Source organism: Pseudomonas sp. REP124 (assembly GCF_020164475.1).
GTDB lineage: Bacteria > Pseudomonadota > Gammaproteobacteria > Pseudomonadales > Pseudomonadaceae > Aquipseudomonas.
Map to the genome: position 1 here is coordinate 1 of NZ_JAIQWX010000024.1, position 13,584 is coordinate 13,584.

Consider the following 13,584-nt stretch of genomic DNA (forward strand, 5'->3'; position numbering starts at 1 on the left):
GACTGACACACCGCTTTCGCGAGCAAGCCCGCTCCCACATTGGTTTGTGGTGGTTTTGAAGATTAATTACCCCGGCATCCCGGGCCAGTTATCACACAGCCCCATTTGGGCGTTTTTTTTGCAGCGTGGCGCGGGCATACTAGGCCGTCCTCATCCCTGGTGCTGCCCGCCTCTATGCTTCGCGTCCTGATAGCCCTTGCTCTGACTTGCCTGCTCCAACCGGCCTTTGCGGACGAGCGCGCGCAAACCCAACAGCAGTTGGAAGCCACGCGCCAGGACATCGCCGAGCTGAAGAAGCTGCTGGGCAAGCTGCAGGAAGAAAAATCCGGCGTGCAGAAAGACCTCAAAGGCACCGAAACCGAGATGGGCAAGCTCGAGAAGCAGGTCGAAGCCCTGCAAAAAGAGCTCAAGAAGAGCGAATCCGAGCTGCAGCGGCTCGATGCGGAGAAAAAAAAACTCCAGAGCGCGCGCACTGAACAGCAACAACTGATCGCCATCCAGGCCCGGGCCGCCTACCAGAACGGCCGTCAGGAATACCTCAAGCTGCTGCTCAACCAGCAGAACCCCGAGAAATTCGCCCGCACCCTCACCTATTACGACTACCTCAGCCAGGCTCGCATGGAGCAGTTGAAGAAATTCAACGAAACCCTGCGCCAACTGGCTAATGTCGAACAGGACATCGCCAAACAGCAGGCCCAGTTGCTGGTGCAGCAAGGCAACCTCGATTCCCAGCGCAGCGAACTCGATAAAGTCCGCGAAGAGCGCCAGCAAGCCCTGGCCAAGCTCAATGAAGACGTGAAGGCTCGCGACCAGAAACTGGCAGCCCGCGAGCAGGATCAGGCAGACCTGTCTAAAGTCCTTAAAACCATTGAAGAAACCCTGGCTCGCCAGGCCCGTGAGGCAGAAGAAGCGCGGCAAAAAGCGCTGATCGCCCAGCAGGAAGCCGAAAAAAAGCGTTTACGTGAGGCTCAGGAGCAGGCAAACGCCAGCGACGAAGCCCCACGCAAACCGGTCAGATCGACGCCTGGCGCGCTGGTTTCCAGCTCCGGCGAAACTTTTGGCGGTGCGTTTGCGTCTACTCGCGGCAAACTTCCCTGGCCTGTCGATGGTCGACTGCTGGCACGCTTCGGCGAAACCCGTGGCGACGATGCACGGACCAAGTGGGACGGCGTGATGATCGGCGCCTCTGCCGGCAGCGCCGTACATGCGGTGCACGGCGGGCGCGTGGTGTTCGCCGACTGGTTACGCGGTGCCGGGCTGCTGGTGATTCTCGACCACGGCAACGGTTTTTTGAGTTTGTACGGTCACAACCAGACGCTGCTCAAGTCTGCGGGTGACGTGGTGAAAGCCGGTGAATCCATCTCCACTGTCGGTAACAGCGGCGGACAGGACACCCCGGCGTTGTATTTTGCGATTCGTCAGCAGGGCCACCCAAGTGACCCGGCGCAATGGTGCCGCACGCAAGGATAAGCGTGCCGCCTAATTCAGGAGTTCGTTCGACATGCTGCATTTGTCCCGCCTTACCTCGCTGGCCCTGACGATCGCCCTGGTGATCGGCGCGCCGCTGGCGTTCGCTGCCCAACCCGCCCCGGCCGCCGCGCCTGCGGGCACTGCGGCGACCACCAAGGCGCCATTGCCGCTGGAAGAGCTGCGCACCTTTGCCGAGGTCATGGACCGCATCAAGGCTGCCTATGTCGAACCGGTCGATGACAAGACCCTGCTGGAAAACGCTATCAAAGGCATGCTCAGCAACCTCGATCCGCACTCCGCCTATCTGGGCCCTGAAGACTTCGCCGAATTGCAGGAAAGCACCAGCGGCGAATTCGGCGGCCTGGGCATCGAAGTCGGCGCCGAAGACGGCTTCATCAAGGTGGTGTCGCCGATCGATGACACTCCTGCCTCCAAGGCCGGCATTCAGGCCGGTGACTTTATCGTCAAGATCAACGGCCAGCCGACTCGGGGCCAGAGCATGACCGAAGCCGTGGACAAGATGCGCGGCAAGATCGGCCAGAAAATCACCCTGACCCTGGTACGCGACGGTGGCACGCCGTTCGACGTGACCCTGGCCCGCGCCATCATTCAGGTGAAGAGCGTGAAGAGCCAGTTGCTGGAGTCCGGTTACGGCTACATCCGCATCACCCAGTTCCAGGTCAAGACCGGCGAAGAGGTCTCCAAGGCCCTGGCCAAGCTGCGCAAGGAAAACGGCAAGAAGCTCAACGGCATCGTGCTCGACCTGCGCAACAACCCGGGCGGCGTACTGCAGGCAGCGGTGGAAGTGGTCGACCACTTCATCACCAAAGGCCTGATCGTCTACACCAAGGGCCGCATCGCCAACTCCGAACTGCGCTTCTCGGCCACCGGCAAGGACGAAAGCGAGGCCGTGCCAATGGTCGTGCTGATCAACGGCGGCAGCGCCTCGGCGTCGGAAATCGTCGCCGGCGCCCTGCAGGACCAGAAACGCGCGGTGGTCATGGGCACCAACAGCTTCGGCAAGGGCTCGGTGCAAACCGTACTGCCGCTCAACAACGACCGCGCGCTGAAGATCACCACGGCGCTGTACTACACGCCGAACGGCCGTTCGATCCAGGCCCAGGGCATCGTCCCGGACATCGAAGTGCGCAGGGCCAAGATCACCAGCGAACAGGACGGCGACTACTTCAAGGAAGCCGACCTGCAGGGTCACCTGGGCAATGGCAACGGCGGCGAAGACAAGCCGACCGGTTCCGGCGGCAAGGCCAAGGCAATGCCGCAGGATGACGATTACCAGTTGGCCCAGGCCCTGAGCCTGCTCAAAGGGCTGAGCATCACTTCCGGCCGCTGAGGATGGGTTTGCGCTTCATCTTCGTCCTGTTGTGCTGTCTGGCGGGTACGGTTCACGCCGAACCCGCCGGACAGGTGCCTCACAAGCCCAAGGCCTACCTGAGCCTGATCATCGATGACCTGGGGCAGAACCTGCCCCGGGATCGTCGCGTGCTGGCCCTGCCCGGCCCGGTCACCGCGGCGATCATGCCCGACACACCCCACGCCACCGAGTTCGCCCGCGAAGCCCATCGCGCCGGCAAGACCGTCATCCTGCACATGCCCATGGATCCGGCCACCGGCCCGTTCGCCTGGCACCCTGAACTGCCGCAGGAAGAACTGGAAAAACGCCTCAATGCCGCCTTCAAAATGGTGCCCTACACCGCCGGCATCAATAACCACATGGGCAGCCGAATGACCGCGCAACCGGCGGCCATGGCGTGGTTGATGGCTGAGTTGCAACGGCGCCACAAGTTCTTCGTCGACAGCCGCACCAGCGCCCAGACGGTCGCTGCGCAACAGGCGCAGAAGATTGATCTGGCGAGTGTCTCTCGGGACGTGTTTCTCGATGACGAACGCACGGAAGCGGCGATCTACAACCAGTTGCAGACCGCGATCAATCTGGCCCGCAAACAGGGTTCGGCGGTGATGATCGGCCATCCGTATCCGCAGACCCTGGCGGTGCTCGAGCGTGAACTGCCCAAGCTAAAGGCTCAAGGGATCGACTGGATCGATATCAAATTGATGATCAGCGTACGCAGCAACAAGGCGATGGCAGGGCATGGGAAGGACGGGGTCTACCGCTAAGGCTCGCGATTCTTTCAGCCAATCAGAGATACCGCGCCATGATCTCGTCGACCACACCGTCCTTGCGCAACTGATCGAGCGCGGCCTGCAGCCTGGCGACGGTTTCGTCGGGTACGTCCTTGTTCAGCGCCAGGTAGAGTTCGGCGCTGTTGAAACGCAACACCGTCTTGAGCCCGGTCACGCCGTCCTGCCTTGCGAGGTAACGGCCGGCCGGGTCGCCGGTGGCCCACAGATCGATCTGGCCGTTGAGCAGCTTCTTCGCATTGTCCTGGTCGCGCAGCACCACCAGCGGTTTCAAACCCTGTTTGGTCAGGGTCTCGGCAATCGCATCGCCCTTGTAGGCGCCGATCTTGTACTTGCGCGCATCGTCCAGGGAGTCGAGGGTGATCTTGCTGTCGGCCTTGGCCAGCATGATCCAGTCGTCGGGACCAATAGGGCCAACCCACTTGAACAGATTTTCACGGTCCGGCAGGCGGGCCATGACGAACACGCCATAGCCGGGCTTTTCCAGGGTGAGTTTGTAGATCCGCTCCCAGGGGAAACGCAGCGTCAGGCTGTAGGAAATGTCGGCGCGCTTGAAGATCTCGCGGACGATGTCAGTGGCGATGCCGCTGATGTTTTCGTCCTGGGCGAAGTTCTTGCCGTTCTTCGCCATGTTGTACGGCGGGAAGTTTTCCGTCAGCAGCACCATGTCGACATCGGTGTTGGCGGCGGCAGGTGCAGCGTTTATGAGCAGGGGCGCAACGCTGGCGAGAGCAAGAAGCAGACGTTTGATCATGTCGGGCTACCGAAATCCTTGGCGTACCCAAGAGTGCCTTGAGCGTGTGGTGCTGTCTACTGGCCTTTTGATCTCATTGCACGGCAAACCCTCGGAGCGTGCCGCTCCGAGGGCTCGGCAATCAGCGCATCACGATTCCGCGATGTGCCATATAGGCCTTGGCTTCCTGAACGGTGTATTCGCCGAAGTGGAAAATACTCGCCGCCAGCACGGCGCTGGCGTGTCCTTCGAGGATGCCGTCGGCCAGGTGCTGCAGGTTGCCGACGCCGCCGGATGCGATCACCGGAATGCCCAGCGCATCGCTGATGGCGCGGGTCACACCCAGGTCGAAGCCGTTTTTCATGCCGTCCTGGTCCATGCTGGTCAGCAGGATCTCACCGGCGCCCAGACCTTCCATCTTCTTCGCCCACTCGACAGCGTCGAGGCCGGTCGGCTTGCGGCCGCCGTGGGTGAAGATCTCCCAGCGCGGGGTTTCGCCGGGAGCGGAAACCTTCTTGGCATCGATCGCAACGACGATGCACTGCGAGCCGAAATGCGCCGCCGCTTCGCCGACGAACTCCGGATTGAATACCGCAGCGGTGTTGATCGAGACCTTGTCCGCACCGGCATTGAGCAGGTTGCGGATGTCCTGCACGGTGCGCACGCCACCGCCGACAGTCAGCGGGATGAACACCTGGCTGGCCATGCGCTCGACGGTGTGCAGCGTGGTATCGCGGCCGTCGACGCTGGCGGTGATGTCGAGAAAGGTAATCTCGTCGGCACCCTGCTCGTCGTAACGACGGGCAATTTCCACCGGGTCACCGGCGTCGCGGATGTTCTCGAATTTCACACCCTTGACCACCCGGCCGTTGTCCACGTCCAGGCAAGGGATGATGCGTTTGGCCAGCGCCATGGTCAGTCCTCAGCCTTTGTACGAATCGCAGAAAGCTTGCGCTTCGGCGACGTCGAGGGTGCCTTCGTAGATTGCACGACCAGTAATCGCACCGATGATGCCGGGTGCCTTGGCGTCGAGCAGGGCCTTGATGTCGCCCAGGTTGTGGATGCCGCCGGACGCGATCACCGGGATCGAAGTGGCAGCCGCCAGCGCAGCGGTGAACGGTACGTTGCAGCCCTGCATCATGCCGTCTTTGGCGATGTCGGTATAAACGATGGCGGACACGCCGTCGGCTTCGAACTGCTTGGCCAGGTCGATCACCTGGACCTTGCTGATTTCGGCCCAGCCATCGGTGGCGACAAAGCCATCTTTGGCGTCGAGACCGACGATCACTTTGCCCGGGAACGCGCGGCAGGCTTCAGCGACGAAAGCCGGCTCTTTCACGGCCTTGGTGCCGATGATCACGTAGCTCACGCCAGCCTTGACGTAGTGCTCGATGGTTTCCAGGGAACGGATGCCGCCGCCGATCTGGATCGGCAGGTTCGGGTAGCGCTTGGCGATGGCGGTGACCACTTCGCCGTTGACCGGCTGGCCTTCGAAGGCGCCGTTCAGGTCGACCAGATGCAGACGGCGGCAACCGCCTTCCACCCACTTGGCAGCCATGCTCACCGGGTCATCGGAGAACACTGTGGAATCTTCCATGCGGCCCTGGCGCAGACGAACACAGGCACCGTCTTTAAGATCGATAGCGGGAATAATCAGCATCTGGCAAACCTTCAGAATTGAATGTTCAGCTTGGCTCGGAAATCAGTTTTTCTCGAGCGCCCACAGGTCGCTTTCGATGCTTTCGAACCTCTCTTTGAGGTGCGTCTGCACATCGAAAATCGCCCTGTTGTAATAGTGCGGAGCAATTTCGCGGGTAAACAGCTCAAGAATCTCGGCCGCCTCGAACGAGCCCAGGTCAAGGTCAAAGCGATCTTCCATGAAGCGCTTGATCTTGCGATTGGCCTCGGCCTCCTGCTCAGGGGTGAGCGTGAGGATCGGCGGTCTGGATTTCTTGACAGCCATTTACCAACGACCGTCCCACGCCGCGAAGTTCTGCAACAATTGCAGGCCGTGGGTATGGCTCTTCTCAGGGTGGAACTGCACGGCGAAACGCGAGCCATCGGCCAGCGCCGCGGCGAAGTCGACGCCGTAGTGACCGCTGCCCACCACCTGACGCGCATTGGCGGCGGCGATGTAGTAGCTGTGCACGAAGTAGAAACGCGCCATGTCCGGGATGTCGTGCCACAGCGGGTGATTGACCGCCTGCTTCACTTCGTTCCAGCCCATGTGCGGGACTTTCAGGTGTTCGCCGTCTTCATGCAGGTCCTTGCCGAAGAACTTCACCTCGCCCGGGAACAGGCCGATGCAGTCGACGCCATCGTTCTCTTCGCTGTGGTCGAGCAAGGCTTGCATGCCGACGCAGATGCCGAGAAACGGACGGTCCTGACTGACTTCACGCACCAGCGAGTCAAAACCCAGGCGACGGATCTCCGCCATGCAATCGCGAATCGCGCCGACGCCGGGGAAAACCACCCGGTCGGCTTCGCGAATCACGTTGGCATCGCTGGTGATCAGCACCTTGCCGGCGCCTACGTGTTCGAGGGCCTTGGCCACCGAGTGCAGGTTGCCCATGCCGTAATCGATAACTGCAACCGTCTGCATTACAGAACGCCCTTGGTCGATGGCATTTGCCCGGCCATGCGGTCATCGAGCTCAACGGCCATGCGCAGCGCGCGGCCGAAAGCCTTGAACACGGTTTCGATCTGGTGGTGGGTGTTGTGGCCACGCAGGTTGTCGATGTGCAGGGTGACGTTGGCGTGGTTTACGAAGCCCTGGAAGAATTCCTGGAACAGGTCAACGTCGAAACCGCCGACGGTGGCGCGAGTATACGGAACGTGCATCTGCAGGCCAGGACGGCCGGAGAAGTCGATCACCACGCGCGACAGCGCTTCATCGAGCGGCACGTAGGCGTGGCCGTAGCGACGGATGCCTTTCTTGTCGCCGATGGCCTGGGTGAAGGCCTGGCCGAGGGTGATACCGACGTCTTCCACGGTGTGGTGGTCGTCGATATGCAGGTCGCCTTTGCTGACGATATCCAGGTCGATCAACCCGTGACGGGCGATCTGGTCCAGCATGTGCTCAAGGAAAGGAACACCGATATCAAATCGGGCCTTACCGGTGCCATCGAGGTTGATCGAGGCTTTGATCTGGGTTTCCAGAGTGTCGCGCTCGACAGACGCCTTACGTTCGGCCATCACCAGCTCCGCAAAATCATTGGGCGAAAAAGGCAGCCATTATAGGCGTGCGGGCGCCAAACAGAAACACGGGAGGTGATATCGCTGACGGACAGAACGCCCGGTCATCGGCGATAGACATGTCCATACAAGCCATTTCAGACACCACAAAACCAAATGTGGGAGCGGGCTTGCTCGCGAAAGCGGTGTGTCAGCCAGCACAGATGTCGACTGAAACACTGCATTCGCGAGCAAGCCCGCTCCCACAAGGTGTTGGATGCCCGGACCATTGAGGCCCGGGCCAGAGCCTTAGTGGAACAACACCGCCGTCTTCTGCAGCGTCACCCACACACCCCACGCCAGTGGAATACCCACCACCAGCCAGGCAGCCACCGCCAGCGGCTTGGTGCCAGCAGCGGCTTTCCACTCCAGCACGGTGCTGCCGTCAGCGCCCTTGTCGTGACCCAGCGCCTGTTCGGCCGCCAGTTCGGCGTCGGTCATGAAGTACTTGTCGGCCACCGGGCGCACCATCAGGTTGCACAGGAAGCCCAGCACCAGCAGGCCCGCCAGGATGTACAGGGTGATGTCATAGGCCGCGGCACGTTCAACGCCGATGCTCAGCTGATACTCACGCAGGTAGTTCACCAGCACCGGACCCAACACGCCCGCCGCTGCCCAAGCGGTCAGCAGACGACCGTGGATCGCGCCCACCATTTGCGTACCGAACAGGTCCGCCAGGTAAGCCGGAACGGTCGCGAAACCGCCGCCGTACATCGACAGAACGATGCAGAACGCCGCCACGAACAGGGCGATGTGACCGCCGTGGCCGAGGTTCGGAATCAGCGAGTAGAGCGCAATGCCCAAGGCAAAGAACAGGAAGTAAGTGTTCTTGCGGCCCAGGAAGTCCGAGAACGATGCCCAGAAGAAACGGCCACCGATGTTGAACAGGCTCAGCAGACCGGTGAAACCTGCAGCGATCGCGGCGATCGACGCCAGTTGCGACGCGTCCAGCTGACCGAATGCCAGGTCATTGCCCAGCAACTTGCCGCCGAACACTTCCTGCAGCAGCGGCGAAGCCATGCCCAGGATGCCGATACCGGCCGATACGTTCAGGCACAGCACCAGCCAGACCAGACGGAACTGCGGGGTTTTCCACGCAACGCTCACGTGTACGTGACGGTTGGTGATCATCGCATTCGAGGCTTTTTTCGCAGGAGCGGTCCAGCCTTCAGGCTTCCAGCCGGTTGGCGGAACGCGGTAGGACAGCGCGCCACCGACCATGAACACGAAGTAGATCGCAGCCATGGCCACGAAGCTCTGCCACACGCCGACGCCTTCCGGCGAACCGAAATGGCTCATCAATGCTGTCGCCAACGGCGCACCGACCATCGCGCCACCGCCGAAGCCCATGATCGCCATGCCGGTCGCCATGCCGCGCTTGTCCGGGAACCATTTGATCAGGGTCGACACCGGCGAGATGTAGCCCAGACCCAGGCCGATACCGCCGATAACGCCGGAGCCGATCCACATCAGCCAGATCTGGTGGGTATAGATACCCAGCGCCGAAATCAGCAGACCGCCACACCAGCACAGGGCCGATACGACGCCAGCCTTGCGCGGACCGGCGTGTTCCAGCCAGCCGCCCCAGATGGCTGCCGAGCAACCCAGGAAGATGAAGAACAGGGTGTAGATCCAGCCGAGCATCGAGATCGGCCAGTCGCATTGCGAAGAGAAGACTTGAGCGATGAAGCTCATGTCCGGTGCGCACGCCAGCGGCTTGGAGATGCCCAGCGCCTTGGACAGCGGCAACCAGAACACCGAGAAGCCGTAGGCCATGCCGATGCACAGGTGGATGGCCAGCGCGGCCGGTGGTACCAGCCAGCGGTTGAAACCGGGCTTGGCGATGATTCGTTCCTTGGACAGGAACGAGGGCTGGCCGGCGTAGCCGTCAGCCGCAATACTCGTGGTCATTGGTGTATCCCCCAGATATTAGTATGGTTCGCCAGCCACTCTTCACCCCCAGCCTTGGCGCACGCAGGCACGACTGTTTTTTCAGGTAAAGCTCCATTTTGGTGCGACATCGGGTCGCAGAAGGGCAGGCGAACGGGCGAAGGGTACCATTTGCACGTGACAGAAAAACCAAAGTGACATCACGTTTTTCGAAGTTGTCTGTTCTCGTATCACTATTGGCTCAGACGCTCCCCTTGCCGGGGCACGGTTCAACCCACAGGAGAGACCATGCCGGTCATCGTCCAATTGCTGGTCAATCTATCGACCTGAATCAGCTGGGTCTGGAGAAAATTCACCGATTTCCTGTCCGAATGATCGCTGACCGGTCATCCACTGCGGGGCGCTATACTCCTCGGCTAAATTTTTAATTCGACCAACTGCGTCGACTCACTACAAGGACTCGCCCATGAAAGCGTTCGGCAAAATCCTGGGTCTGGTACTTCTCGGGTTGTTGCTGATCATTGTGGCGCTGGGCTTTGCCCTGACCCACCTCTTCGATCCCAACGACTACAAAGACGAGATCCGTCAGATTGCCCGCGACAAGGCCCACATCGAGCTGACGCTCAATGGCGATATCGGCTGGAGCCTGTTCCCGTGGCTGGGCCTTGAGCTGCACGACGCCGCCGTGGCGACCCTGGCCAAACCGGCCGAACCTTTCGCTGATCTGCAGATGCTCGGTTTGTCGGTGCGCGTACTGCCGCTGCTGCGCCGCGAAGTGCAGATGAGCGATGTACGTGTCGAAGGCCTGAACCTGCGCCTGAACCGCGACAAGGACGGCCACGGTAACTGGGAAGACATCGGCAAGGTCCCGGCCACCGCGAGCACCGCCGGCACCCCGCCTGCCACCACCGGCGAGCCTCAAGCGCCAGCCACCGTCCCGGTGGAAAAGCCTGCGCAGCCCATTCGCCTGGACATCGACAGCCTGACCGTCAACAACGCCCGGGTCGAATACAGCGACGAGAAAACCGGTCGCCAGTTCAGCGCCGAAAGCATCCAGCTGAGCACCGGCCCGGTGCATGATTCGACCAACATCCCGGTCAAGCTCACGGCCTTCCTGGGTACCAACCAGCCTGTGCTGCGGGTCCGCACCGAGCTCAACGGCGAACTGCGCTTCGAACGCGCATTGCAGCGTTACAAGCTCGAAGACATGAAACTGACCGGCGAACTGGCCGGCGATCCGCTGCAAGGCAAGACCATGACCTTCGCCGCCCAGGGCCAGCTGCTGCTGGACAGGGCCGCCAATGTCGCGGAATGGACCGGTATCAAGATCTCCGCCAACCAGCTGCGCGCGTTGGGTGAGCTGAAGGTCAACGAACTGGACAAGACTCCGCAGGTCAGCGGCGGTCTGTCGATTGCCCAGTTCGACCTGGCGAAATTCGTCGACAGCATCGGCCAGCAGATGCCGAAGATGGCCGAAGGCAGCCTGAGCAAGGTCGAACTGGTCAGCCGCCTGGCCGGCACGCCAAGCAGCGTGGTGCTGGATGACATCAACCTGAAGGTCGACGACAGCACCTTCACCGGGCGCATCGCCGTCGAGGACTTCGCCAAGCAATCGCTGCGGGCCAACCTCAAGGCCGACACCTTCAACGTCGACCGCTACCTGCCGCCGAAATCCGCCGAAGCCAATAGCACGAAAGAAGTGCGTCAGGCCGAAGTCGCCAGCACCGAAGCCGATGCCATGGCCGGCGCCGGCACCACACCGCTACCGCAGGCGCCGACCAAGGAGGCGTGGAGCAACGAGCGCTTGCTGCCGGTGGAACGCCTGAGCAAGCTGGATGTGGACGCCGACCTGACCTTCGGCCAGTTGACCCTGGAAAAACTGCCGACCCACAACGCCACCCTCAAGGCCAACGGCCAGGGCGGGCTGCTGACGCTGTCGAACCTGAGCGGCGAGCTGCACGAAGGCAGCTTCGAAGCCAAGGGCACGCTGGACGTGCGGCCACAGGCGCCACTGCTGAACCTGCAGACCCGGATCAACCGGGTGCCGGTGGAGAAGATCCTCGAAAGCCAGGGCAAAAACCCTCCGGTCAAAGGCCTGGTCACCCTCAACAGCATGCTGACCGGCGCCGGCAACAGCCAGAAAGCGCTGATCGAAACCCTCAACGGCAACGCCAGTTTCGTCATCACCAGTGGCGTGCTGCTCAATGCCAACCTCGAACAACAGCTGTGCCGTGGCATCGCCACGCTCAACCGCAAGACCCTCAGCGGCGAACCGCGGGGCAAGGACACGCCGTTTCAGGAGCTCAAGGGCAACCTGAATTTCCGCAACGGCGTGGCCAGCAACCCGGACCTGAAAGTCCGCATCCCGGGCATGACCGTCAATGGCGACGGTGATGTCGATCTGCGGGTGCTGGGCACGGACTACCGCGTCGGCATCATCGTCGAAGGCGACAAGAGCGACATGCCGGACCCGGCCTGCCAGGTGGGCGAGAAATTCGTCGGCATCGAATGGCCGCTGCGCTGCCGTGGCCCGCTGGAGCTCGGCGCCAAGGCTTGCCGACTGGACAACGAACGCATGGGTCAGGTCGCCAGCAAGATGGCTGGCGAGCGGATCGGCGAAAAAATCGAAGAGAAACTTGGCGACAAGGTCAGCCCGGAACTCAAAGACGCCCTCAAGGGGCTGTTCAAACGATGAGAGCCGAGCAGTTTTCAACGGCGGTGCTGGACTGGTTCGACCGCCACGGCCGTCACGATTTGCCCTGGCAACAGGACATCAACCCGTATCGGGTCTGGGTCTCGGAAATCATGCTGCAGCAAACCCAGGTCAGCACCGTGCTGAACTACTTCGACCGTTTCATGGCCTCGCTGCCGACGGTCGAGGCCCTGGCGGCTGCGCCTGAAGATGAAGTGCTGCACCTGTGGACGGGCCTGGGTTATTACACCCGCGCACGCAATCTGCAGAAAACCGCGAAGATCGTCGTCGAGCAGTACGGCGGCGAGTTTCCGCGGGATGTGGAAAAACTCACCGATCTCCCCGGCATCGGCCTGTCCACCGCCGGGGCCATTGCCAGCATCAGCATGGGCCTGCGCGCGCCGATCCTCGACGGCAACGTCAAACGGGTGCTGGCGCGCTTTACCGCGCAAGAGGGCTACCCCGGCGAGCCGAAGGTCGCCAAACAGCTGTGGGCGAACGCCGAGCGCTTTACGCCCCATGACCGGGTCAACGCCTACACCCAGGCGATGATGGACCTGGGCGCCACGCTCTGCACCCGCAGCAAACCCAGCTGCCTGCTGTGCCCGCTGGAAAGGGGTTGCGAAGCGCACATGCTCGGCCTGGAAACCCGCTACCCGATCCCCAAGCCGCGCAAGGCCATCCCGCAGAAGCGCACGCTGATGCCGATGCTCGCCAACGGCGAAGGGGAAATCCTGCTTTACCGTCGCCCCTCGACAGGCCTGTGGGGCGGCCTGTGGAGCCTGCCGGAACTCGATGACCTCGACGACCTGCAGCATCTGGCTTCGCAGCACTCGCTGGAACTCGGCACCCGGCAGGCATTGCCAGAGCTGGTGCACACCTTCAGTCATTTTCAATTGTCCATCGAACCCGTGCTGGTTCAGGTCCAGGAGGCCGGCCATCACGTGGCCGAGGCCGACTGGCTCTGGTATAACCTCGCCACCCCGCCGCGCCTGGGCCTCGCCGCCCCGGTCAAGACCTTGCTCGAACGCGCGGCCGTCGTATTGAACGCAGGAGAGTCGTCATGACCCGCACCATCATGTGCCGCAAGTACAAAGAAGAACTGCCCGCCCTGGAGCGCGCGCCCTTCCCTGGCGCCAAAGGCCAGGACATTTTCGATCACGTCTCGGCCAAGGCTTGGGCCGACTGGCAAAAGCACCAGACCCTGCTGATCAACGAGAAACGCCTGAACATGATGAACGCCGAAGATCGCAAATATCTTCAGGGCGAGATGGACAAGTACTTCTCCGGCGAGGAATACGCCAAGGCCGAGGGCTACGTACCGCCGTCGGAATAACCCGCTTTTGCGGGGGTCGGAACGTAAGCGACGGTAATAATTAAATTTTTTTTGAAAACTTGCTTGACG

Annotated in this window: 13 protein-coding genes; 6 read left to right on the forward strand and 7 right to left on the reverse strand. The window is 61.6% G+C overall.

What is annotated here, in order from left to right; all coding sequences use genetic code 11:
- The first annotated feature begins 174 nt into the window (after positions 1–174).
- The 3 genes from K9857_RS08460 to K9857_RS08470 are packed head-to-tail and all read left to right on the forward strand — an operon-like array spanning position 175 to position 3,606.
- Complete coding sequence (locus tag K9857_RS08460) at positions 175–1,470, forward strand: murein hydrolase activator EnvC family protein (RefSeq protein WP_224534794.1); 1,296 nt, start codon at positions 175–177, stop codon at positions 1,468–1,470.
- 31 nt (positions 1,471–1,501) lie between these two features.
- Positions 1,502–2,821 carry a S41 family peptidase gene (locus K9857_RS08465; protein WP_224534795.1) on the forward strand — a complete coding sequence of 440 codons (1,320 nt, stop codon included), beginning with the start codon at positions 1,502–1,504 and terminating at the stop codon, positions 2,819–2,821.
- Positions 2,822–2,823: 2 nt separating this feature from the next.
- Entirely contained in the window at positions 2,824–3,606 is a 783-nt protein-coding gene (locus K9857_RS08470; RefSeq protein ID WP_224534797.1) for a divergent polysaccharide deacetylase family protein, read from the forward strand.
- A gap of 22 nt (positions 3,607–3,628) precedes the next feature.
- On the opposite strand, the gene K9857_RS08475 is transcribed toward K9857_RS08470, so the two are convergent.
- The 7 genes from K9857_RS08475 to K9857_RS08505 form a co-directional block, all read right to left on the reverse strand.
- Positions 3,629–4,384 (reverse strand): substrate-binding periplasmic protein, encoded by a 756-nt coding sequence (locus tag K9857_RS08475; RefSeq protein ID WP_224534799.1) that lies wholly within the window; start codon positions 4,382–4,384, stop codon positions 3,629–3,631.
- A gap of 121 nt (positions 4,385–4,505) precedes the next feature.
- A complete protein-coding gene (gene hisF, locus K9857_RS08480; protein ID WP_175376547.1) occupies positions 4,506–5,276 on the reverse strand; it encodes an imidazole glycerol phosphate synthase subunit HisF in 771 nt (256 codons plus the stop codon).
- 9 nt (positions 5,277–5,285) lie between these two features.
- The gene (gene hisA, locus K9857_RS08485; RefSeq protein ID WP_224534801.1) at positions 5,286–6,023 is read right to left on the reverse strand and encodes a 1-(5-phosphoribosyl)-5-[(5-phosphoribosylamino)methylideneamino]imidazole-4-carboxamide isomerase; all 738 of its coding nucleotides are present in this window, start codon (positions 6,021–6,023) and stop codon (positions 5,286–5,288) included.
- Positions 6,024–6,065: 42 nt separating this feature from the next.
- Positions 6,066–6,326, reverse strand: a complete 261-nt coding sequence (locus K9857_RS08490; protein WP_224534803.1) for a DUF2164 domain-containing protein — start codon at positions 6,324–6,326, stop codon at positions 6,066–6,068.
- The gene (gene hisH, locus K9857_RS08495; RefSeq protein ID WP_224534805.1) at positions 6,327–6,965 is read right to left on the reverse strand and encodes an imidazole glycerol phosphate synthase subunit HisH; all 639 of its coding nucleotides are present in this window, start codon (positions 6,963–6,965) and stop codon (positions 6,327–6,329) included. It lies immediately after the preceding gene.
- Positions 6,965–7,558, reverse strand: coding sequence for an imidazoleglycerol-phosphate dehydratase HisB (hisB, locus tag K9857_RS08500; protein WP_024778052.1), 594 nt, complete (start codon positions 7,556–7,558; stop codon positions 6,965–6,967). The genes hisH and hisB overlap by 1 nt, the downstream gene beginning before the upstream one ends.
- 288 nt (positions 7,559–7,846) lie before the next feature.
- Positions 7,847–9,508, reverse strand: coding sequence for an OFA family MFS transporter (locus K9857_RS08505; RefSeq protein ID WP_224534807.1), 1,662 nt, complete (start codon positions 9,506–9,508; stop codon positions 7,847–7,849).
- Positions 9,509–9,953: 445 nt separating this feature from the next.
- Here K9857_RS08505 and K9857_RS08510 point away from each other — a divergent pair, with 445 nt between their 5' ends.
- Genes K9857_RS08510 through K9857_RS08520 form a run of 3 tightly spaced genes read left to right on the forward strand, consistent with a single transcriptional unit; the run spans position 9,954 to position 13,515 of the window.
- Positions 9,954–12,182 carry an AsmA family protein gene (locus K9857_RS08510; RefSeq protein ID WP_224534808.1) on the forward strand — a complete coding sequence of 743 codons (2,229 nt, stop codon included), beginning with the start codon at positions 9,954–9,956 and terminating at the stop codon, positions 12,180–12,182.
- The gene (gene mutY / locus K9857_RS08515) at positions 12,179–13,246 is read left to right on the forward strand and encodes an A/G-specific adenine glycosylase (RefSeq protein WP_224534810.1); all 1,068 of its coding nucleotides are present in this window, start codon (positions 12,179–12,181) and stop codon (positions 13,244–13,246) included. The genes K9857_RS08510 and mutY overlap by 4 nt, the downstream gene beginning before the upstream one ends.
- On the forward strand, positions 13,243–13,515 hold the full coding sequence (locus K9857_RS08520) for an oxidative damage protection protein (protein WP_175376539.1): 273 nt from the start codon (positions 13,243–13,245) through the stop codon (positions 13,513–13,515). The genes mutY and K9857_RS08520 overlap by 4 nt, the downstream gene beginning before the upstream one ends.
- Positions 13,516–13,584 lie beyond the last annotated feature (69 nt).

Bases quoted from the DNA above. Each gene is read 5' to 3' on its own strand.
- K9857_RS08460 (WP_224534794.1), top strand. From the start codon at position 175: ATGCTTCGCGTCCTGATAGCCCTTGCTCTGACTTGCCTGCTCCAACCG.
- K9857_RS08465 (WP_224534795.1), top strand. From the start codon at position 1,502: ATGCTGCATTTGTCCCGCCTTACCTCGCTGGCCCTGACGATCGCCCTG.
- K9857_RS08470 (WP_224534797.1), top strand. From the start codon at position 2,824: ATGGGTTTGCGCTTCATCTTCGTCCTGTTGTGCTGTCTGGCGGGTACG.
- K9857_RS08475 (WP_224534799.1), bottom strand. From the start codon at position 4,384: ATGATCAAACGTCTGCTTCTTGCTCTCGCCAGCGTTGCGCCCCTGCTC.
- hisF (WP_175376547.1), bottom strand. From the start codon at position 5,276: ATGGCGCTGGCCAAACGCATCATCCCTTGCCTGGACGTGGACAACGGC.
- hisA (WP_224534801.1), bottom strand. From the start codon at position 6,023: ATGCTGATTATTCCCGCTATCGATCTTAAAGACGGTGCCTGTGTTCGT.
- K9857_RS08490 (WP_224534803.1), bottom strand. From the start codon at position 6,326: ATGGCTGTCAAGAAATCCAGACCGCCGATCCTCACGCTCACCCCTGAG.
- hisH (WP_224534805.1), bottom strand. From the start codon at position 6,965: ATGCAGACGGTTGCAGTTATCGATTACGGCATGGGCAACCTGCACTCG.
- hisB (WP_024778052.1), bottom strand. From the start codon at position 7,558: ATGGCCGAACGTAAGGCGTCTGTCGAGCGCGACACTCTGGAAACCCAG.
- K9857_RS08505 (WP_224534807.1), bottom strand. From the start codon at position 9,508: ATGACCACGAGTATTGCGGCTGACGGCTACGCCGGCCAGCCCTCGTTC.
- K9857_RS08510 (WP_224534808.1), top strand. From the start codon at position 9,954: ATGAAAGCGTTCGGCAAAATCCTGGGTCTGGTACTTCTCGGGTTGTTG.
- mutY (WP_224534810.1), top strand. From the start codon at position 12,179: ATGAGAGCCGAGCAGTTTTCAACGGCGGTGCTGGACTGGTTCGACCGC.
- K9857_RS08520 (WP_175376539.1), top strand. From the start codon at position 13,243: ATGACCCGCACCATCATGTGCCGCAAGTACAAAGAAGAACTGCCCGCC.